General features: G+C 74.3%; 19 protein-coding genes. 15 read left to right on the forward strand and 4 right to left on the reverse strand.

What is annotated here, in order from left to right:
- Positions 1-10: 10 nt before the first annotated feature.
- Together F7P10_RS08205 and F7P10_RS08210 are read right to left on the reverse strand one after the other, a co-directional pair.
- Entirely contained in the window at positions 11-1,456 is a 1,446-nt protein-coding gene (locus F7P10_RS08205) for an aldehyde dehydrogenase family protein (RefSeq protein ID WP_151008801.1), read from the reverse strand.
- Positions 1,453-2,268 carry a mycofactocin-coupled SDR family oxidoreductase gene (locus F7P10_RS08210; RefSeq protein WP_151008802.1) on the reverse strand — a complete coding sequence of 272 codons (816 nt, stop codon included), beginning with the start codon at positions 2,266-2,268 and terminating at the stop codon, positions 1,453-1,455. The genes F7P10_RS08205 and F7P10_RS08210 overlap by 4 nt, the downstream gene beginning before the upstream one ends.
- Before the next feature lie 483 nt (positions 2,269-2,751).
- Between F7P10_RS08210 and F7P10_RS08215 the strand changes: the two genes are divergently transcribed.
- The 6 genes from F7P10_RS08215 (at position 2,752) to F7P10_RS08240 (ending at position 9,301) form a co-directional block, all read left to right on the forward strand.
- Positions 2,752-3,972, forward strand: a complete 1,221-nt coding sequence (locus tag F7P10_RS08215) for a CaiB/BaiF CoA-transferase family protein (protein ID WP_151008803.1) — start codon at positions 2,752-2,754, stop codon at positions 3,970-3,972.
- A 123-nt stretch (positions 3,973-4,095) separates the two neighbouring features.
- The gene (locus F7P10_RS08220) at positions 4,096-5,571 is read left to right on the forward strand and encodes an MFS transporter (protein WP_151008804.1); all 1,476 of its coding nucleotides are present in this window, start codon (positions 4,096-4,098) and stop codon (positions 5,569-5,571) included.
- A gap of 84 nt (positions 5,572-5,655) precedes the next feature.
- Positions 5,656-6,906, forward strand: coding sequence for an amidohydrolase family protein (locus F7P10_RS08225; protein ID WP_151008805.1), 1,251 nt, complete (start codon positions 5,656-5,658; stop codon positions 6,904-6,906).
- Entirely contained in the window at positions 6,903-8,063 is a 1,161-nt protein-coding gene (locus F7P10_RS08230) for a thiolase family protein (RefSeq protein ID WP_218040416.1), read from the forward strand. Before F7P10_RS08225 ends, F7P10_RS08230 begins: the two co-directional genes overlap by 4 nt.
- Positions 8,060-8,572, forward strand: a complete 513-nt coding sequence (locus F7P10_RS08235) for a Zn-ribbon domain-containing OB-fold protein (protein ID WP_151008806.1) — start codon at positions 8,060-8,062, stop codon at positions 8,570-8,572. The genes F7P10_RS08230 and F7P10_RS08235 overlap by 4 nt, the downstream gene beginning before the upstream one ends.
- A 9-nt stretch (positions 8,573-8,581) precedes the next feature.
- A complete protein-coding gene (locus F7P10_RS08240; protein ID WP_151008807.1) occupies positions 8,582-9,301 on the forward strand; it encodes a TetR/AcrR family transcriptional regulator in 720 nt (239 codons plus the stop codon).
- Here the strand turns inward: F7P10_RS08240 and F7P10_RS08245 are convergent.
- Positions 9,272-10,255, reverse strand: coding sequence for a cyclase family protein (locus F7P10_RS08245; protein ID WP_151008808.1), 984 nt, complete (start codon positions 10,253-10,255; stop codon positions 9,272-9,274). The two genes, F7P10_RS08240 and F7P10_RS08245, sit on opposite strands and share 30 nt — an antisense overlap.
- Before the next feature lie 31 nt (positions 10,256-10,286).
- The gene (locus tag F7P10_RS08250; RefSeq protein WP_151008809.1) at positions 10,287-10,988 is read right to left on the reverse strand and encodes a FadR/GntR family transcriptional regulator; all 702 of its coding nucleotides are present in this window, start codon (positions 10,986-10,988) and stop codon (positions 10,287-10,289) included.
- A 204-nt stretch (positions 10,989-11,192) separates the two neighbouring features.
- On the opposite strand from F7P10_RS08250, the gene F7P10_RS08255 reads away from it, so the two are divergent.
- From F7P10_RS08255 to F7P10_RS08295, 9 genes are read left to right on the forward strand one after another with little or no spacing between them, the layout of a single operon-like run.
- On the forward strand, positions 11,193-12,200 hold the full coding sequence (locus F7P10_RS08255) for a substrate-binding domain-containing protein (RefSeq protein ID WP_151008810.1): 1,008 nt from the start codon (positions 11,193-11,195) through the stop codon (positions 12,198-12,200).
- 49 nt (positions 12,201-12,249) lie between these two features.
- Positions 12,250-13,746, forward strand: a complete 1,497-nt coding sequence (locus F7P10_RS08260) for a sugar ABC transporter ATP-binding protein (RefSeq protein WP_151008811.1) — start codon at positions 12,250-12,252, stop codon at positions 13,744-13,746.
- Between the two features lie 41 nt (positions 13,747-13,787).
- The gene (locus F7P10_RS08265; protein WP_151008812.1) at positions 13,788-14,810 is read left to right on the forward strand and encodes an ABC transporter permease; all 1,023 of its coding nucleotides are present in this window, start codon (positions 13,788-13,790) and stop codon (positions 14,808-14,810) included.
- 27 nt (positions 14,811-14,837) lie between these two features.
- Complete coding sequence (locus tag F7P10_RS08270) at positions 14,838-15,902, forward strand: zinc-binding dehydrogenase (protein ID WP_254716478.1); 1,065 nt, start codon at positions 14,838-14,840, stop codon at positions 15,900-15,902.
- A complete protein-coding gene (locus F7P10_RS08275; protein ID WP_151008814.1) occupies positions 15,899-16,846 on the forward strand; it encodes a DUF4380 domain-containing protein in 948 nt (315 codons plus the stop codon). Before F7P10_RS08270 ends, F7P10_RS08275 begins: the two co-directional genes overlap by 4 nt.
- Positions 16,843-17,589, forward strand: coding sequence for an SDR family NAD(P)-dependent oxidoreductase (locus F7P10_RS08280; RefSeq protein ID WP_151008815.1), 747 nt, complete (start codon positions 16,843-16,845; stop codon positions 17,587-17,589). Before F7P10_RS08275 ends, F7P10_RS08280 begins: the two co-directional genes overlap by 4 nt.
- A complete protein-coding gene (gene dgoD / locus F7P10_RS08285; RefSeq protein ID WP_151008816.1) occupies positions 17,586-18,731 on the forward strand; it encodes a galactonate dehydratase in 1,146 nt (381 codons plus the stop codon). Before F7P10_RS08280 ends, dgoD begins: the two co-directional genes overlap by 4 nt.
- Positions 18,725-19,342: a bifunctional 4-hydroxy-2-oxoglutarate aldolase/2-dehydro-3-deoxy-phosphogluconate aldolase gene (locus F7P10_RS08290; protein WP_151008817.1), complete on the forward strand. Its 618-nt coding sequence runs from the start codon at positions 18,725-18,727 to the stop codon at positions 19,340-19,342. The genes dgoD and F7P10_RS08290 overlap by 7 nt, the downstream gene beginning before the upstream one ends.
- Positions 19,339-20,253 carry a sugar kinase gene (locus F7P10_RS08295; protein WP_151008818.1) on the forward strand — a complete coding sequence of 305 codons (915 nt, stop codon included), beginning with the start codon at positions 19,339-19,341 and terminating at the stop codon, positions 20,251-20,253. Before F7P10_RS08290 ends, F7P10_RS08295 begins: the two co-directional genes overlap by 4 nt.
- Positions 20,254-20,257: the final 4 nt, after the last annotated feature.

The following is a 20,257-nucleotide window of genomic DNA, read 5'->3' on the forward strand; positions in this document are numbered from 1 at the left end:
TCCCGTGGGGTCAGGCGCTCACGGCCGTGACGTGTTTGGCCTGCTGGTAGGCCCGGATGCCCTCGCGGCCGCGCTCGCGCCCGTCGCCGCTGTGGCGGCGGCCGCCGGAGGAGGCGAAGGCGCCGATGTAGCCGCCGTTGACGAAGACGGTGCCGGAGCGGACGCGCCGGGCGAGGGCGAGCGCCTCGTCGGCGGGCCCGTACACGGCGCCGGACAGCCCGTAGACGGTGTCGTTGGCGAGCGCGACGGCGTGGTCGGCGTCGCGGTAGCCGATCACCGAGACGACCGGGCCGAACGTCTCCTCCTGAGCGAGGGGGTTCGCGGTGTCGACCAGGTCGACGACGGTGGGCGCGAAGTAGTGGCCGCCCAGGTCGGGGCGCGCCTCGCCGCCGGTGACGACCCGGCCGCCGTGCGCCCGCGCGGCGGCGACGTGGTCGGTGCAGCGCCGCACCTGGGCGGCGCTGATGAGGGGGCCGACCTCGGTGGCCGGGTCGCGGGGGTCGCCGAGGCGGAGCGCGGCGACGGCCGCGGCGGCCTCGTCCAGGACCTGCTTCTTGAGGTGCTCGGGGACGAGCACGCGGGTCTGCAGGGCGCAGCCCTGGCCCGCCATCGCCCGCATGACGATGGAGATCCCGGTGGCGGCGCGGTCGACGGCGCCGGGCAGGTAGATCGCGGCGGACTTGCCGCCGAGTTCGAGCATGACGCGCTTGTGCGTGGGCGCCGCCTGCGCCGTGATCGCCGCGCCGACGGCGGCCGAGCCGGTGAACGAGACGGCGTCGACCTGCGGCATCGTCGTCAGCAGTTCGGCGCCCGCGCTGCCCTCCTCGGCCAGCACGTTCACGACTCCGGGCGGGAAGCCGGCCTCGTCGGCGGCGTCGCCGGCCGCGAGGACGGCGAGCGGCGCGAGCGGGCTGGGCCGCAGCACGACGGTGTTGCCCGCGAGGAGCGCCGGGACCACCTTCCAGAGCGCGAGGAACAGCGGCACGTTGTAGGCGGGGATCGCGGCGACCACGCCGAGCGGGTCCCAGGTGAGGACGCTCGCGGCGACGCGGCCGCCGCTGACCAGCGCGTCCAGCGGGACCGGGTTGTGCTCCTCGGCGGGCATCGACGCGTGCAGCCGGACGGCGTCGCGGGCCTGCGCGATCGCGCCGCTCACGTGCAGGGTCCGGGCGGAGCCGACGAGCGCGCCGGTCTCGGCGACGATCGTGTCCTCGAGGAGCTCGCGGCGCGCTTCGAGTGCGTCCAGGAAGTGCAGGACGGCGGCGGCGCGGTCGCTCGCGGGCGTCGCGGCCCACGGGTCGAAGGCGCGCCGGGCGGCGTGCACGGCCCGTTCGAAGTCGGCGGGCTCCGCGGTGGGGAGCTCGGCGACCGTGGACAGGTCGGCGGGGTTCTCGACCCGCAGGGGCGGCCCGGAGCCGGTGCGGGCGCCGTCCACGTAGGGGCTCGGGGGCTTCACAGGCTCACGCCGGCTTCCACCGGGAGCGCGACGCCCGTGACCGCGTACGCGGCGTCCGAGACCAGCCAGAGGATCGCGCGGCTGACGTCGATCGGCTGGAGCTTGTCGACGGGCAGCACCCGGGCGAGGGCGGCGGAGTCGCCCGCGCTGGTCATCGGCGACTGCGGGTTGTTGATCATAAAGGTGTCGACGGCGGTCGGGTGGACCACGTTGACGCGGACGTTGTGCTGCCCGAGCAGCCGGGCGAACCCCTTCGCCAGGCCGACGACACCGTGCTTGGCCGCGTTGTAGCCGGACATGCCGCCGGAGCCGTCCGTCATGCCCTTCAGCCCGGCGGTCGAGCCGGTGATCACGATGGCGCCGCCGCGGCCCTGCTCGACGAGCGGCTTCTGCACGACCTTGAGGGTGTTGTAGACGCCGGTGAGCATCACGCCGACGGCGTCGTCCCAGCGGGCCGCGGCCTGCTCGAGGGTCGTCTCGGTGCGGTCGCTGTGCAGGACGCCCGCGTTGGCGAGGACGATGTCGACGCCGCCGAGCTCGGCCATGCCGCGCTCCAGCGCCTTGTTCAGCGCGGTGATGTCGCGGACGTCGGCGAGCTCGGTCACGCAGCGCCGTCCGGCCGCCTCGACCAGGCGGGCGGTCTCGGCCAGGTCGTCGGGGGTGGCCATCGGGTAGGGGACGGTCGGGATGTCGGCGCCGATGTCGACGGCGATCACGTCCGCGCCGTGCTCGGCGAGCAGCACCGCGTGCGAGCGCCCCTGCCCGCGGCCCGCTCCGGTGATGAACGCGACCTTGCCGTCCAGTTGGCCCATGATTCGGCGCCTCCGTCTGAGTGCTCGCGCGCTGTTGCTCGGGTTGCCGAGGAATGTGCGAGAAATGGCCGGAAAGAACACCCGGGAGCGCCGGGCGCCGCGATGGACGTCCGACGGGGCGGGTCGACTCACCATAAGCTTCGTCGACTACCGCGTCAAGAGAATGAGCTTCTCCATAATCTTCTCCAGGTCAACGCGGTGATGGGCGCAACAGTCGGTCGGGAGCCCAACCTCTACGGACACTCCTGTAACACCTCATCGGAGAAGCAGCTTCTACCTATGGACATATGCACTTCTACTAGTTACGGTGACTTTCGTTCGCCCCGATGAAGCAGCACCCGAAGCAGCGCGACCACGCACCGGTCAGGGCGCTTGCGGCCCACCCCTTCGAGGAGAAACCACCATGCGGGCAGAGCCCTTCAGGCACGCCATTCCACCGGCCCGGGCCGGGCGGACCGCCCACCGCGTCGCGGCCCGGCCGGCATGAGCCCGGCCGAGCGGGAGCAGCCCGTCTTCGAGGGCGTCCGGGTGCTGGAGGTCGCGCAGTGGACGTTCGCGCCCGCGGCCGCCGCGGTGCTGGCGGACTTCGGCGCGTCCGTACTCAAGATCGAGGACCCGGTCACCGGCGACCCGCAGCGCGGGCTCGCGTCGTCCGGGGTCGTCCCGTCGGTCAACGGGATCAACATCGTCACCGCGCAGACCAACCGCGGCAAGCGCAGCCTCGGCCTCAACCTGCGCGACCCGCGCGGGCGCGAGCTGCTGATGGAGCTCGTCGACCACGCGGACGTCTTCGTCACGAACTTCCGGGGCCCCGCCAGGAAGCGGCTCGGCTTCGACGAGGACACGGTGCGGGCGCGCAACCCGCGCATCGTGTACGCCCGCGCCACCGGGCAGGGCCCGCGCGGCGAGGACGCCGACAAGGGCGGCTACGACTTCACCGCGTACTGGATGCGCGGCGGGATCGCGTCCGCGCTGACCGCGCCCGACGCCGATCGCCCGCTGCCGCAGCCGCCCGCGTTCGGCGACAAGGCCGGGGCGATGAACCTGGCGTTCGGGATCGCCGCCGCGCTGTTCCGCCGCGAGCGGACGGGCGAGGGCGCGCTCGTGGACGTGTCCCTGCTGGGCACCGCGCTGTGGCAGCACTCGAGCGCGATCCTCTACAGCTGGGGCCTCGAGAGGGAGTTCCCCGTGCAGTCCGGACGCTCGGCGAACCCGATCGCGCGCGGCTACCGGACGGCGGACGGGCGCTGGATCGCGCTGATGATGATCGAGTCCGACCGCTGGTGGCCGGACCTGTGCCGCGCCGTGGACCGGCCGGAGCTGGCCGCCGACGAGCGGTTCGCCGACGCGAAGGCGCGCACCGCGAACTACGACGCGTGCGTCGCCGAGCTCGAGGCCGTCTTCGCCGCCCGGACCCTCGACCAGTGGCGGGACCGGTTCGCCGGCTTCTCCGCGCCCTGGGAGATCCTGCGGACGATGCAGGAGACCGCGGACGATCCGCAGGTCACGGCGAACGGGTACGCCGTCCCCGTCGACCACGACGGCACCGACGTGCGGCTGATGAGCGCTCCCGTGCAGTTCGACGAGCGCGTTCCCGAACTGTCCCGCGCCCCCGAGCACGCCGAGCACTCCGAGGAGGTGCTGCTCGAGCTCGGCTACGACTGGGAGGCGATCATCGCGCTCAAGGACGGCGAGGTGATCTGAGCGGGCGGCGAGCCCCGCCGCCCGCGCCGCGCCGCACTCCCGGCGCCCGCACCGCGCGGCCCGCCGTCCCGCACCCGCACCCCCGGCCCCCCGCCTCCACCCACCCCATGCGCAGGAGGATCCTTGACCACCACCCCCGACCGTCCCCCGCCGGGCGGGGCCCCGCGGCGGGCCGCCGCCGGGCGCGGCGCCACCGGCCTCGTCGTGGCTCTGGTCGCCATCGAGATCTTCGCGGTGTTCGAGACCGCGATGGCGCTCGCCGCCATCCCGACGTTCATGCGGGTCTTCGAGGCCGACTCCGCGGCGGTCGGCTGGACCGGGACGGCCTACCTGCTGGTCGGCGCGGTCTCGGCCGCGACCGCCGGACGGCTCGGCGACATCTTCGGCCGCCGCAACGTGCTCGTCGCGGTGCTGGCGATCGCGGCGGTCGGCTCGCTGATCAGCGTCCTGGCCACCTCGCTGTGGCTGGTGGTCCTCGGCCGCGGGGTGCAGGGGATGGCGGCCGGCGCGCTGCCGCTGTCGTTCGGGCTCGTCCGCGAGCTGCTGCCCGAACGCCGCGTCCCGTTCGTCATGTCGCTGCTCGGCGGCGTGGTGCCGGTCTGCACCGGGGCCGGCTCGCTGCTCGCGGGCGTGCTCATCGACCACGGCGGCTGGCGCAACATGTTCGTCGCGGCCACCGCCATGGGCGTCGCCGCCACCCTGATCGCGCTGTTCGGGCTGCCGCGCACCCGCGGCATCGCGCCCCGGCCGCGGGTCGACGTGGTCGGCGCCGTGCTGCTCGCCCCGGCGGTCGGCGGCATCCTGCTCGGGGTCAGCCAGAGCGAGGACTGGGGCTGGGGCGACCCGCGGGTGAGCATCGCGATCCTGCTCGGCGTCGCGGTGCTGCTCTCCTGGGTCTGGTGGGAGCGGCGGGTGCGCGAGCCGCTCGTGAACATCGCGCTGTTCCGCCACCGGAAGGTGGCGCTGGCGACCGCCGCCGCGTTCATGGTGGGCGCCGGGCCGATGGGCGCGGTCTCCATCCTGTCGCACATGGTCCTGCAGCTGCCCGAGAGCGCCCCGGTCGGCCTCGGACTGTCCCCGACCGACGCCGGGTACGTGCTGTTCGTCGTCGCGATCGTGGCCTACGCGGGGGCCATCGCGAGCGGGCGGATCGCGCAGAAGATGGGCGCGCGGCCGTGCCTCGTCCTCGGCACCCTCATCTACGCCCTGGGCATCTTCCTCTGGATGTTCATGGACAAGTCCCTCATCGGGACCATGTTCTGCCTGTGCCTCACCGGGCTCGCCAACGGCTTCGCCCTCACCGCGCTGCCGATCCTGGTCGTCGAGGCGGTGCCGGTGAAGCACACCGGCGAGGCCACCGGCGTCAACCGCGTCACCCTCAACACCGGCGTCGCCTGCGGCCTCGCGATCACCTCGGTGATCCTGGCGACCTCGACCGTCGAGGGCACCCACATGCCGACCGAGGGCTCCCTGGTCACCACGATCGTGATCTTCACCGTCCTGTCGCTGGCCGGCACCGTCCTCGCGCTGTTCATCCGCGGCGGACGGCCGGCGCCGGCGGCGACGGACGAACCGGAGGCGAGCCCCGTGAAGGTCTGACCGTCCCCGCGACCGACTCCACGCGCATCCGTCCACCCGCATCCGTCCACCCGCACCGAACGCCATCGAAAGGACCTCATCGTCATGACGCAATCGACACCCGAGCTGAACTGGCTGATCTCCGTCGACGACCACGTCCTCGAGCCGGGCCACCTGTGGCAGCGGTGGCTGCCCGAGAAGCACCGCGAGCGCGGCCCGCGCCTCGAGATCGACGCGGACGGCAAGGGCACCTGGACCTACCTCGACTTCCAGATGCGCGCGAGCGGGCTGTCCGCGTGCATCGGCCGGGACAAGAGCAGCTTCAGCCCCGAGCCGCTCGGCTACAACGAGATGCGGCCCGGCTGCTACGACCCGGTCGCCCGCGCGGAGGACATGAACGAGGCCGGGATCCTTGCCTCGATGACGTTCCCGACGTTCCCCGCCTTCTGCGGGCAGACGTTCTACCGGGGCTCGGACAAGGAGCTCGGCCTCGCCTGCATCGAGGCGTACAACAACTGGATGATCGACGAGTGGTGCGCGGCGGCGCCCGGCCGGTACATCCCGCTCACCCTCATCCCGCTGTGGGACCCGCAGAAGGCCGCCGCGGAGGTGCGGCGGGTCGCCGACCGCGGCGTGCGCGCGGTCGCGTTCAGCGAGAACCCCGAGCCGCTCGGGCTGCCCACGATCAACGACCCGGACCGCTACTGGGACCCGTTCTTCGCGGCCGCCGAGGAGTGCGGCGTCGTCATCTGCATGCACGTCGGCTCGTCGTCGCAGATCCCGTCCATCAACAAGGACACGTCCTTCATGGCGAACCTGTCGTGGGGCGCGGTGCGGACGTCCGGCACGATGCTCGACTGGCTGTTCAGCGGCGTGTTCGAGCGGTTCCCGAACCTCAAGATCTCGCTCGCCGAGGGCAACATCGGCTGGATCCCCTACTTCCTGGAGCGGGCCGAGCAGGTCATCGACAAGCAGCGGTACTGGGTGCAGCGCGGCGTCGACTACGACCCCGGCAAGGGCAGCAAGCAGGAGCGCAAGGACGACGGCGCCCAGTCGATCGACTACCTGAACTTCGACATCCGGCAGTCGTTCCGCGACCACGTCTACGGCTGCTTCATCGACGACATCGCGGGGCTGCGCAACCTCGAGCTGATCGGCGAGGACAACGTGATGATCGAGACCGACTACCCGCACTCGGACTCGACCTGGCCGCACTCGATCAAGCTCGCCCAGGAGCGGCTCGGGGGCCTGCCCGCCGAGACGCAGTACAAGATCCTGCGGGGGAACGCCGAGCGGCTGTTCCAGTTCACCCCGGCCGACACCGCCGCGCTCCCGGCCCCCGGCGGGGCGGCGTGACCGGCGCCGCCATCGTGGGGCTCGGCATGACCGAGCAGGGACGCCGGCTCGGGATCTCCACCCGGGAGCTGCGGCGGCGGGCGATCGACGCCGCGCTGGCGGACGCGGGCGTCCCGCGCGAGCGGGTCGACACCGTCATCTGCTTCGGCGCGATGCCCGAGGACCTGCGCTACGCGGGGCTGTCGCCGCGCTCGTCGTTCGCGCTGATGTCGGGCGGCGCGACGCCCGCGCTGTCGGTGGTCGTCGCGGCCGGGCTCGTCGCGAGCGGGCAGGCCGAGTACGTCGTCAGCGTCTACGGCGAGGCGTTCACCGGCGCCACGCCCCGGCTGGAGCCGAACCACGGTGGCGGCGGCAGATCGGACATCGGCGGGTACAGCTACGGCTACCCGTACCTGTACGGGCTGGTCGGACCGGGCGCGGTCTACGCGATGGCGGCCCGCCGGTACCTGGACGTCCACGGCGCGACCTCGGCGGACCTCGCCGAGGTCGCGGTCGTGGAGCGCGGCTACGGCAGCGTCCGGCCGGGCGCGGTCGGGTTCGGCGAGCCGATCACGGTCGCCGACCACCAGGCGTCCCGGATGATCGTCGACCCGCTGCGGCTGCTGGACTGCTCCCGCCCGACCGACGGCGGCGTCGCGATCGTCGTCACGTCGGCGGAGCGGGCCGCGGACTGCGCGGGCGCGCCCGTCTCCGTCCTCGGCGCGGGCACCGGGCACAACATCGCGAACTGGTGGGACGGGACGATGGCGGGACGGTTCGGCGCGCTGCCGGACGCGGCGCCGCGCGCGTTCGGCCAGGCGGGCGTCGGGCCGGGCGACATCGACGTCGCGCAGCTCTACGCGCCGTTCACGATCGCCACCCTGATGCAGCTCGAGGAGTACGGGTTCTGCGGGGAGGGCGAGGGCCCGGCGTTCGTCCGCGACGGGCACACCGGGCCGGGCGGGTCGCTGCCCACCAACACCGGGGGCGGGCAGCACTCCGGGTTCTACGCGACGGGCTTCACCCCGCTGTCGGAGGGGATCATGCAGATTCGCGGCGACGCGCCGACGAACCAGGTGCCGGGCGCCGAGCTCTGCCTGGTGAGCGGCAGCGGCGGCAATGGGGGTGTGCACGGCTCGTGGGCGCACGTGTCGCTCGTCCTGGGGAGGGCCCGGTGAGCGGCGGGCGCGGACCGGGCGAGCGCGGCGCGGGGGTGCCGCGCCCGTACCCCGGGGACGTCGCGCCGGACGCGGCGGACGCGGAGTTCTGGGCGGCCTGCCGCGACGGCCGGTACCTGATCATGCGCTGCGGCGAGTGCGGGCGGGCGGTGTGGCCCGCCGGGGCGTGCCCGCTGCACGGCGCGGCGGCGATGGCGTGGGCGGACGCGAGCGGCCGCGGCACGCTCGTCACCTGGACGGTCGTGCACCAGCGGTACGCGACGTCGTTCGCCGGGGCGCCGCCGAACGTCGCGCTGGTGGAGCTGGACGAGGGCGCGCTCGTCCACGCGACCGTGACCGGCGCGGACCGGCTCGAGATCGGGATGCGGGTCGAGGTCGCCTTCGAGGAGCTCGACCCGGACGTCACCGTGCCGGTCTTCCGGCCGGTGCCCGGCGCGGACGGCGCGAACGGGCCGGGCGGCGCGGATGGGTCGGACGGCGCGGGCGGCGCGGGCGGCGGGCCGCGATAGCCTTTCGCCGTGACGTTGGAGCCAGGCTGGGCGGACCGCCTCGAGCGGAACGCGACCGCGCGGCCGCGACCGGGAACGTTCGTCGGCCCGCGGGCCAAGCTCGTCACCGCGGGCCACCGGCTGCTGCTCGAGCGCGGCGACTCGTCGTACACGATCGAGGAGCTCGTCCGCGTCGCGGGCGTCGCGATCAAGACGTTCTACCGGTGCTTCGCCAACAAGGAGGAGTTCCTGCGGACGGTCTTCACCTCGATCGTCACCGAGTCGACGCCGCGCATCCGCGAGCACGTCATGACCACCACCGACGATCCGCTGGAGCGGCTGCGCCTGGCGGTGGCCCGGCCGCTGGACTGGCACCGGGAGAACGAGCAGCTCAGCCGGGTGATCGCGCACGAGCACGTGCGCATCGCGGCGACCAGCCCGGAGACGATCGCCGCGACCGGCCGCACCTACGAGGCGCTGATGCGCGACCTGATCGTCGACGCGGCCGAGGCCGGGCTGGTGTCCCCGGCCGACCTGGACTGGGACGTCCACATCATCACCTCGACGGTGACGAACTCGTTCCTGTCGCTGATCATCGGCATGGCCGAGCCGCCCGACCGGCGGCTGCTCGCCGACAACGTCTGGCGGTTCTGCCTCACCGCGCTGCGCGCGCCCGACACCGTGCTCGCCCGCCCGCGACCGCCGCTGGAACCGGCGCCGTCACTTGACGGCGATCGGGTTGACGGGTGACCCCACCGCGTACGGGACGTTGAGCGGCGACGCGGTGAACATGCACGTGTGGACGCCGTCCGCCGCGCAGTCGGCGGCCAGGTCCTCGAAGTCGAACATCTCGCCGAGCAGCAGGCCCATGTCGCGGATCGCGAGCATGTGGAACGGGATCATCGGGCCGTCGCCGTTCGCGCCGAGCACCTCGACGGCCAGGTTGTCCGCGCACACCGCCGCGATCCCGCGGTCGCGGATCCACCGGGCGCACTCCCAGGTGAGGCCCGGCGACCGCCCCTCCCCGACGTCGAACCCGCGCCGCTGCCGGGGGTAGGTGCCCGTCCGCAGCAGCAGGACGTCGCCCTCGCGCGGGACGACGCCGGCCGCGCCGAGCACGGCGTCGAGCTCGTCCGGTCCGACGCCCGTGCCGGGCGGGAGGTGGTCGAGGCCGCGGTGGCGCGGCACGTCCGCCAGGATCCCGCGCGCGACGACCCCGCCCGCGAGGTTCTGGATCGAGCAGCGCTCCGCGCCCCGCGCCGTCACGGCGGCGTCGTGGTGGAACCCGTTGTAGAGCAGGTCGTCGTACCAGAGGTGCGCGAGCGCGTCGAAGTGCGTGGACGAGTGCGTCCCGATGATCAGCATGTCCTCGCTTGAGGAGAAGCCGCCCATGAACCGGCCGTGCGGCATGTCGCCCCGGTACCGGGTCATGCTGTGGATGGGGTTGAACCGGCCGCTCGTGCGCGGGTCGTGCGGGCCGTTCTCGTCGGCGGGCATCGCCAGCGAGAAGGAGACGCCGCGCCGGACGGCCGCGGCGGCGGCGCTCACGCACGCGGGGGTGACGAGGTTCAGCGTGCCGCGCTCGTCGTCCTCGCCCCAGCGTCCCCAGTTGCTCAGCTCGCGCCCGAGCGCCCGGACCCCGTCCAGATCGATCTGGTTCGCCTCGGTCACCGGCATCGCGTCCCGCCCTTCTCCCGCGCCCACCCGGGGAGAATCGCATTCTTTCCGCGCGGAATCAATGCTCTCGGTCGAGGGCGTCCAGGTCGCGGGCGGCCTTGGCGAGCAGGTCGCGCATGGCGCGCTCGGCGTCGTCGGGGGCGGCCGCGTGGACGGCGTCCAGGACGGCGCGGTGGCTGGGGACGGGATCGTCGTGCCGGCGGACGCCGTGGACGAGCCGGTCCCGCTCGGCGAGCCCGACCTCGATCACGACCTCCATGCGCTGCAGCAGCTCGTTGTGGGTCGCGGTCAGCAGGGCGCGGTGGAAGTCCAGGTCGGCCTGGACGGCCCGCGCGATGTCGCCGTCGGCCTCCGCCATGTCGCGCAGGGCGCCGTCCAGCGCGGCGAGGTCGTCGGCGGTGCGGCGCCGCGCGGCCAGCCGGGCGGCCTGCGGCTCGATGATCCCCCGCACCTCGGCGAGGTTCTCCAGGAACGTCTCGTCGTCGCGGTTGGCGAACTGCCAGCGGATCACGTCGGGGTCGAGGAGGCTCCAGTCCGCCCGGGGCCTGACGAACGTGCCGCGCTTCTGCCGTGACGCGACCAGCCCCTTGGCGGCCAGCACCTTCAGGGCCTCGCGCAGCGCGGTCAGGCTGAGGTCCAGCTCGTCGCCGAGGGCCGCCACGTCGATGGTGTCGCCGGGCGCCAGCTCCCCGGTCAGGATGCGGCGCGCGATCTCCTGCACCGTCTGGCCGTGCAGGCCCCGTTCCGAGTAGTGCACCACGTGCGGCGGTCCCCGTCCCTGTGTCGTCCGGCCCGTCCGGTCGTCCGTCGGGCGTCCGTCCGTCGGGCGCCCGGCGAGCACTCTAACGGTGACCAGACTATCCATAAATTATGAATTAATATTGACACGCCCGCGTAACAGGCGTTAGACAAGGTCGGCGGGCTCCGGGGAACGACCCGGACAGCCGGAACGAGGAGAACGTCGATGAACCATGCCGAGCGCCGCGGGCGGCCGATCGGACGGGCCGTGCTCGTACCGGCCCTGCTCGTGGCCCTGGTACTGGCGGTCACGGCCGCCTGCGAGAGGGTGGGCGAGAACGGCCGCATCGGCGTCGTCTACCTCAACGCCGAGGGCTACTACGCGGGTGTCGAACGGGGCCTGGGCGGGGTGCTCGGGCACGGCCCGGACCGGCCGCAGCTCGTCCAGACCAACATCCGGTCCGACCCCGCCAAGGAGAGCTCGTTCGTCAACACGATGAGCTCGGCGAAGGTCGACGCGCTCGTCGTGTCGCCCGCCTCGGCCACCGCGTCCGTCCCGGCGCTGCGCCTCGCGCACGAGAGCGGCGTCCCGGTCGTCTGCTACAACACCTGCGTCGAGGACGCCGCCGCGCGCAAGTTCGTGGACGCGTTCGTCCTGGGCGACCCGTTCGAGTTCGGGCGGGTCAGCGGCGAGCAGATGGCCGCGCACTTCCGCGCCGCCGGGATCGCGAACCCGAAGGTCGCGGTCATCAACTGCGAGCAGTTCGAGGTCTGCATCCAGCGCCGGCAGGGGTTCGAGAAGGCGCTGACCGCCGCCGTCCCCGGCGCGAAGATCGTCGCGAACCAGCAGGGCCTGACGATGGACGAGGCGGTCCGGCGCGGCGAGCAGCTGCTCACCGCGCACCCCGGCATCAACGCGTTCTACGGCGAGGCCGGGTCGCAGATGCTCGGCGCGGTCCGGGCCGTCGAGGCGCGCGGGAAGGCCGGGCAGATCGCGGTGTTCGGCGGGGACATGTCCGTCGAGGCCGCCGGGAAGCTGCAGGACGGCCGCGTCCTCAAGGGCGTCGCGGACATCTCCGGCATCAAGGTGGGGCGGCTCGCGGGCGAGGCCGTCGAGAACGTCGTCGCCGGGAACCCGCCGGAGGAGTTCATCGTCCCGGCGCCGATCGACCGCTACCTCGGCCCGAAGGACGGGGCGCGCTGGATGCGGGAGCACCCCGATGGCATCCCGTAACCCGGCGCGGCACTCCGCACCGTCCCGTCCGAGGAAAGAAGGAGTCCTGATGAGCACGCCGCTGCTGCGCGTCACCGACGTCACCCGGCACTACCCGGGCGTCCGGGCTCTCACGGGGGCGAACCTGGAGCTCGAGCCCGGGGAGGTCCGGGCGCTGCTCGGCCGGAACGGCGCCGGGAAGTCCACGCTGATCAAGGTGCTGTCGGGCGTCGAGCCCGCCGACGCGGGAACCGTCGAGATCGGCGGCGCCGCGCTCGCGGACGGCGGCGTGCGGCGCGCGGGCGAGCTCGGCGTGCGGACCGTCCACCAGGAGCTGAGCCTCGTGCCCGGCATGACGGCGGCGGAGAACCTGTTCCTCGGCGCCTGGCCGCGGACGGGCGCGGGCCGCGTCGACCACGCCGCGATGCGCGCCGCCGCCCGCGAGGTCTTCGAGCGGCTCGGGCTGCGCATCTCCCCGGACGCCCGCGTCGGGGCGCTCCCGCTCGCCGAGCAGCAGCTCGTGGAGATCTGCCGCGCCGTGCGCCGCGATCCCCGGCTGCTGATCCTGGACGAGCCGACGAGCGCGCTCGCGGCGGCCGAGGTCGACATCGTCCTGGAGGCGGTGCGGCGGATCGCGGCGGACGGCGTCGCGGTGATCTACGTCAGCCACCGGCTCGACGAGATCCGGCGGATCGCCCGCACCGCCACGATCATGCGGAACGGCGAGGTCGTCGGGACGGTCGACATGGCGGAGACCTCCACCGAGGACGCCGTCGCGATGATGCTCGGCTCGACCTACGAGGCGGCCGTGCGCCCCGCGCCGCGGGAGGTGCGGCGCGACGGCGTCCCGCTGCTGTCGGTGTCGGGGCTGCGCGTCCCGCCGAAGGTCACCGAGGTCTCGTTCGACCTGTACCCGGGCGAGATCCTGGGGCTGGCCGGGCTGATGGGGTCCGGACGCACCGAGATCCTGCGCGCGATCGCCGGGTTCGACCGGGCCGCCGCCGGGACCGTCCGGGTCGAGGGCCGCGAGGTGCCGCGGATCACCGCGGCGGGCATGAAGCGGCGCGGTGTCGGGCTGACCCCCGAGGACCGCAAGGGCGAGGCGATCGTCCCGCTCCTCGGCGTCGACGAGAACATGGTGATGTCGGACTTCCGGGCGGTCAGCAGCGGGACGTCCGTCGTCCCCGCGAAGGTCGACCGGGCCGCCCGCGGGCTGATCGAGCGGCTGTCGATCCGGACCGCGTCCGGCCGCTCCCCCATCGCCACGCTCAGCGGCGGCAACCAGCAGAAGGCCGTGATCGGCCGGTGGCTGCACGCGGGCAGCCGGATCCTGCTGCTGGACGAGCCGACCCGCGGCGTCGACGTCGAGGCCAAGGAGGGCATCTACCGGCTGGTCCGGGAGCTCGCCGGCCAGGGCGCCGCCGTGCTGTTCGTGTCGGGGGAACTGGAAGAGCTGCCGCTGGTGTGCGACCGCGTGATCGCGCTGCGCGGCGGGACGGTCGCCGCCGAGTTCGAGGGCGACGACGTGACCGTCGACGCCGTCCTGTCCGCCGCGATGGCCGCGTGAGCGGCCGCGCGAGCGGGCCGCCTGAGAATCGAGGAGAGTCCATGACCACCACGCAGACCGCCCCGCCCGGCGGGGCGAGCACCGGCGGCGGTGCGGCGCGCCTGTTCCAGGGCCGGGCGCACCAGCTGAACGAGATCGGGCTGCTGGTCGCCATCGCCGTCCTGTACGTGGCGCTGACCAGTTCGGCCGCCGGGTTCCTGACGCTGGACAACCAGCTCGGCATCCTGCGGGACGCCGCGTCCGTCGGCATCGCCGCGTGGGGCGTCACGCTGGTGATCATCGCCGGGGAGATCGACATCAGCATCGGCCCGGCGACGGCGTTCGCGTCGGTGCTGGTCGCCAAGGGCGCCACCGAATGGGGCCTCGGCCCGGTGGGCGCCATCGCGGTGACGCTCGCCCTCGGCCTGGCCTGGGGCGCGCTCGCGGGCTGGCTGCGCGCCGCGTTCGACGTGCCGTCGTTCATCACGACGCTCGGCCTGTGGAGCGTCCTCGGCGGCCTCGGCCTGTACCTGACGGACGCGCTGCCGGTGACGCTGCCCGACAGCGGCCTGTTCGACGTGCTCGGCGGCGACGTCCTCGGGATCCCGACGGCGGCGATCGTGATGCTGATCCTGTTCGCCGTGTTCGCCTACGTCGCGAAGTTCACCGCGTACGGACGCTCGGTGTACACGATCGGCGGGAACGCGGCGGCCGCGCGGCTCGCGGGCATCAACCTCACCCGCGTCCGGGTGCTGCTGTTCGCGACGACCGGCCTGCTGTCGGCGATCACCGGGGTGCTGCTGGCCGCCCGGCTCGGCTCGGGCAGCGGCGGGGCGGCGTCCGGGCTGGAGTTCGACGTGATCGCGGCCGTGGTGATCGGCGGGACGGCCCTCGCCGGGGGCCGCGGCGGGATGCTCGGGACGCTGCTCGGCGTCGTGTTCATCACCGTCATCGGCAACGGGCTCGTGCTGCTCGGCGTCGACTCCTTCCTGCAGAACGTGGTGCGCGGCGTGATCATCGTCGGCGCGGTGCTGATCAACGTGCTCGTCGCGCGGCGCGGCCGGGCGAACGCGGCGACCACCTGAGAACGGGGGACTCTGATGGAATCCACAGTGCCGGAATCCACGATGCGGGGCGTGTTCCTGCCCGGCGACTCGACGGCCGTGCTGCGCGAGTACGCGGTGCCCGAGCCGGGGCACGGGCAGGTGCTGGTCGAGGTCGGCGCGTCCGGGATCTGCGGCAGCGACATCGGCTTCATCTACCGCGAGTACAAGGGGTACCGGGGCGTCGACGGCCCCGCCTACCGGGGCGTGGTCGCCGGGCACGAGCCGTCCGGCCGGATCGTCGCGACCGGCCCCGGCGTGCGCCGCTTCGGCGTCGGCGACCGCGTCATCGTGTACCACATCGTGGGCTGCGGCCTGTGCGACAACTGCCGCCGCGGGCACTACATCAGCTGCGGCTCGGGCCGGGAGTCGTACGGGTGGCAGCGGGACGGCGGCCACGCCCCGTACCTGCTCGCGGAGGAGCGGACGTGCGTGCCGCTGCCCGACGAGCTGTCGTACGTGGACGGCGCGCTGATCGCCTGCGGGTTCGGCACCGCCTACGAGGGGCTGCGCCGCGCCGGGGTCAGCGGCGACGCGGACCTGCTGGTCGTCGGGCTCGGCCCGGTCGGGCTCGCCGCCGGGATGATCGGCCGCGGGATGGGCGCGCGCAAGGTCATCGGCGTCGAACCGTCCGAGGCGCGCCGCGCGTGGGCCGGGACGCTCGGCGTGTTCGACGCGACGCTCCCGTCCGACGACCGCACCGCACAGGCCGTCGCGGACATCACCGGGCGCGGCGGCGCGGCCGTCACGATCGACTGCTCGGGCTCGCGGCCGGGCCGGAGCCTCGCCCTGGAGGCGGCGGCCGAGTGGGGGCACGTGTCCCTCGTCGGCGAGGGCGGCGACCTGGTGACCGAGGTCTCGGACACGCTCCTGCACAAGCAGCTCACGATCCACGCGTCCTGGGTGACGTCGCTGCCCGCGATGAGCGAGCTGGCGCGCAACCTGGTCGGGTGGGGGCTGCGGCCGGAGAGGGCGGTCAGCGACGCGTTCGGCTTCTCCCGCGCGGACGAGGCGTACGCGCTGGCCGCCGGGAGCAGCAAGGGCAAGGTCGTGCTCGTGCCGGATGCCGCATGACGGAGGCGGTGACCGACTCGTCCGGGCCCTATGACGTGCTCTGGCTCGACAACGGGGTGCTGCGGCTCGGGATCGTCCCCGCGCTCGGGGGACGGCTGCTCAGCCTCGTCCACGACGGCGCCGAGCTGCTGTGGCGCAACCCCGCGCTGCTGGACGACCGCCTGCGTCCGGCCGGCGGGCACCGGCCGGAGCGCACGTCCGGCCCGATGGCGAACTGGCGCAACTACGGCGGCGACAAGACCTGGCCGGCGCCGCAGGGCTGGACATCGGACGCCGAGTGGGCGGGCCCGCCGGACCCGGTGCTCGACTCGGGCCCGTACCGGGCGGACGTCCGGACGGGTCCGGGGTTCGCGGCGGCGGCCCTGACCAGCGAGCACGATCCGCGGACGGGGCTGCGGCTGCGCCGGGAGATCCGCCTCGAAGCCGGGTCGGACGCCTACGGCCTGCGGCTCACGGCGGTCAACGAGACGGCGGAGCCCGTGCGGTGGGCGCTGTGGAACGTCGCGCAGTATCCGGGCGGCGGCACCGTCCGGGTAGAGGTCGGCCCAGGGTTCGGGGAACCGGTCGAACTGGCGGTCGGGACGGCCGCACCGGCGTGGACGCGTCCCGGACCGGGCACGGTCGAGGTCCCGGCGCAGGACGTCGTGGGCAAGCTCGGCTTCCCCGGCTCCACAGGACGCCTGACCTACACGCGGGCGGGGCACCGGCTGACGATGGACTGGGACGTCCACGAGGGGGCCGCGTACCCCGACGGCGGTTCGCGGGCCGAGGTGTGGATGGAGCACCCGCTGGACCGGCCGCTGGATCATCTCGGCGGGTTGAACCCGCCGGACCGGATCGTCGAATGCGAGGCGCTCGGCCCCTGGGAGCCGATCGCGCCCGGCGGCTCGACGTCGCTCGCCGTCCGGGTGGGCGCGACACGAACGGAGACGGAGAAGGCATGACGGCGTCCACGGGGGAACGGCCGGTCGCGGTCGTCACGGGCGCGGCGAACGGCATCGGCGCGGCGACCGCGCGGCGCCTCGCGGCGGACGGGTACGCGGTAGCGCTGCTCGACGTGTCGCCGGAGGTCGAGGCCGTCGCGGCGGAACTGCCCGGCGCGCTCGGCGTGCGCTGCGACGTCGGCGACGAGGGCGACTGGGGGCGCGCCGTCCGCGCGTGCCGGGAGGCGCTCGGCCCGGTCGACGTCCTGGTGTCCAACGCCGTCCGCTACGAGGCGGGGGCCGCGGGCGAGATCCCGGTCGAGTCGTGGCGGCGGCAGCTCGACGTCACCCTCACCGGGACGTTCCTCGGGGTGCGGGCCACGCTGGACGACCTGCGCCGCAGCCCGCGCGCGTCGATCGTCGTCGTGTCGTCCGTGCACGCCTCGTTCGGGCTCCCGGACCGGCCCGCGTACGCGGCGGCGAAGGCGGGGCTGACCGGGCTGACCCGGCAGCTCGCCGTCGAGTACGGCCCGGACGTGCGGGTCAACGCCGTCCTGCCGGGGCCCGTGCTGACCGCGCAGTGGGACGGCGTCGGCGCCGCCGACCGGGAGCGCAGCGCCGCCGAGACCGTCGCGGGCCGCCTCGGCCGCCCGGCGGAGGTCGCGGCGGCGATCGCGTTCCTCGCCGGGCCGGACGCCTCGTTCATCACCGGCGCGTCGCTGTTCGTCGACGGCGGCTGGAGCATCACCAAGGGATCCGCGTGAAGATCATCAGGGTCGAGACGTTCCTCGTGCCGCCGCGCTGGCTGTTCTGCCGGGTGGAGACCGACGACGGTCTCGTCGGCTGGGGCGAGCCGGTCGTCGAGGGGCGGGCCGAGACGACCCGCGCGGCCGTCGAGGAGGTGGCGGAGCTGCTGCTCGGCGAGGACCCGCGCCGCGTCGAGCACCTGTGGCAGCTCATGACGAAGGCGGCGTTCTACCGGGGCGGCCCCGTCCTGTCGAGCGCGGTCGCGGGCCTCGACCAGGCGCTCTGGGACATCCTCGGCAGGTCGCTCGGTGTGCCGGTGCACCAGCTGCTCGGCGGCGCGGTCCGCGACCGGGTCCGCGTGTACGGCTGGATCGGCGGGGACGAACCGGGCGAGGTCGGCGACGCCGCGGCGGCGCAGCTGGACGCCGGGCTGACCGCCGTGAAGATCAACGCGTCGGGACGGGTCGGGGTGTCCCCGACGGTCCGCGAGATCGACGGCATCGTCCGGCGGGTCGCGACCGTGCGGGACGCGATCGGGGACGGCAACGACTTCGCCGTCGACTTCCACGGCCGGATCGGCGTCGCCGCCGCGCGGCGGCTCGTCCCGCTGCTGGAGCCCTACCGCCCGCTGTTCGTCGAGGAACCCGTGCTGCCGGAGTACACGCACCGGCTCGGCGACGTGGTCGCGGCCACCGTGACGCCCATCGCGTGCGGCGAGCGGCTGTTCTCCCGCGCCGACTTCCGGCCCGCGCTGGAGGCGGGGATCGCCGTCGCCCAGCCGGACCTGTCGCACGCGGGCGGCATCTCGGAGGTGCGGCGGATCGCGTCGCTGGCCGAGGTGTACGGCGCGCTGCTCGCCCCGCACTGCCCGCTCGGCCCGCTGTCGCTGGCCGCGAGCCTGCAGGTGGCGTTCGCGACGCCGAACTTCCTGATCCAGGAGCAGAGCATTGGCATCCACTACAACGACGGCGCCGAGGTGCTCGACTACCTCGCCGACCGGTCGCCGCTCGCGTTCGCGCACGGCTCGATCGAACGGTGGGACGCGCCCGGGCTGGGCATCGAGATCGACGAGGACGCGGTGCGCGCCGCGGACCGGAGCGGCCACCGCTGGCGCCCGCCGGTATGGCGGCACCCGGATGGAGGACACGCGGAATGGTGAACGAACTCACGAACGAACTGCGGACGCACCGGCTGGTCGCGATCGTGCGCGGGCGGGACCGCGCGGCGTCCGTCCGGACGGCGCTCGCCCTCGCCGACGAGGGGGTCTCGCTGATCGAGGTCTCGCTGAGCGGCGCGGACGCCCTGCACGTGATCGAGGAGGTCGCGGGCGCGGGCGTCCGGGTCGGCGCCGGGACGGTGCTGACGGCCGGCGACGCGCGGCGCGCCCGGGACGCGGGCGCCCGGTACGCGGTGACGCCGTCGCTCGGCGCGGGCGTGGACGAGGCGCTGCGGCTCGGGCTGCCCGTCCTCGCCGGGGCGCTCACCCCGTCCGAGGTCGCCGCCGCCGTCGCGGCCGGGGTGAGCGCGGTGAAGCTGTTCCCGGCGAGCGCGAACGGGCCCGGCTACCTCAAGGCGCTGCGCGACCCGTTCCCGGACGTGCCGTTCGTCCCGGTCGGGGGCGTCGGGCAGGCGGAAGCGGTCGAGTACCTGGAGCTCGGCGCGGTCGCGGTCGGGGTGGGCTCGCCGCTCTGCGGGGACGCGCCGCACGGCGGGGACCTCGGCGAGCTGCGGGCGCGGGCCCGCGCGTTCGTCGCGGCGGTGCGGCCGTGACGGACGTCCTGACCGCCGGCGAGACGATGATGGCGCTGCGGGCCACCGGCCCGATCCGGCTGGGCTCCGGCTTCACCGCGAGCATCGCGGGGGCGGAGAGCAACGTCGCGATCGGGCTCGCCCGCCTCGGCCACGCCGCCGCGTGGGCCGGACGCGTCGGGACGGACGAACCGGGACACCTCGTCACCCGTACCCTGCGGGCCGAGGGCGTCGACGTCTCGGGCGTGGCCCGCGACGGCGCCGCCCCCACCGGCGTGATCATGTTCGAGCAGCGGCTGCCCGACCTCACCCGCGTCCAGTACCTCCGCGCGGGCTCCGCCGGGTCCCGGTTCTGCCCGGACGACGTCGCCGCGCTCGACGCCGCGCCCCGGATCGTCCACGTCACCGGGATCACCCCGGCGCTCAGCGGCGCGTGCCGCGCCGCCGTCACGGCCCTGTGCGACCTCGCCCGCGAGCGGGGCGCCCTCGTCAGCCTCGACGTCAACCACCGCGAGCGGCTCTGGACCCGCGACGCCGCCGCCGCGGCCCTCGCCCCGCTCGCCGCGCGCGCCGACCACGTCATCGCGTCCCCCGACGAACTCCCCCTCGTCGGGGAGCCCGCCCGGCTCCTCGCGCACGGAACCCGCGAGGTCGTCGTCAAGGACGGCGGCGAGGCCCGCTCGGTCACCGCCGAAGGCACCCGCACGGTGCCCGCGCGCCGCGTCCGCCCGGTCGACTCGATCGGCGCCGGGGACGCGTTCGTCGCCGGCTACCTCTCCGGGCTCCTGGACGGGCTCGACGCCGAGGCCCGGCTCGTCCGGGCGCACGCGGTCGGCGCGTTCGCCGTGCAGAGCCGCGGCGACTGGGAGGGCCTGCCCCGCCGCGACGAACTCGACCTCATCGGCCTCCCCGAAGGAGCCGCACTACGCTGACCGC

The organism is Actinomadura sp. WMMB 499, from assembly GCF_008824145.1.
GTDB lineage: Bacteria > Actinomycetota > Actinomycetes > Streptosporangiales > Streptosporangiaceae > Spirillospora.